This window comes from Candidatus Bandiella numerosa (assembly GCF_021811875.1).
Classification (GTDB): domain Bacteria; phylum Pseudomonadota; class Alphaproteobacteria; order Rickettsiales; family Midichloriaceae; genus Aquirickettsia; species Aquirickettsia numerosa_A.
The window spans coordinates 1-255 of record NZ_JAJBJD010000252.1 but is presented as its reverse complement, the minus strand read 5'-3'; the positions used below and the strand labels follow the sequence as shown (position 1 = coordinate 255).

The following is a 255-nucleotide window of genomic DNA, read 5'->3' as shown; positions in this document are numbered from 1 at the left end:
AAGAGATAATCATACTATAATAAATAAAGCAGTGTACTTGGCTATAGGAGTAAATATGGAAGGTAAAAAGGAGTTATTGGGTATCTGGATAAGCAAAAACGAGGGAGCTAAATTTTGGATGCAAGTAATGACAGAACTAAAAAATAGAGGGGTAGAAAAAATATATGTAGCGTGCGTAGATGGTCTTAAAGGTTTTACAGAAGCGATAAATAGTATCTTCCCAGATACAACAGTACAACTGTGTATTGTGCATAT

General features: G+C 33.7%; 1 protein-coding gene. It reads left to right on the top strand.

Annotation, left to right across the window (positions count from 1 at the left end):
* On the top strand, nucleotides 1–255 hold a 255-nt coding region (locus L8D11_RS06230; RefSeq protein ID WP_236870665.1), incomplete at both ends, for a transposase.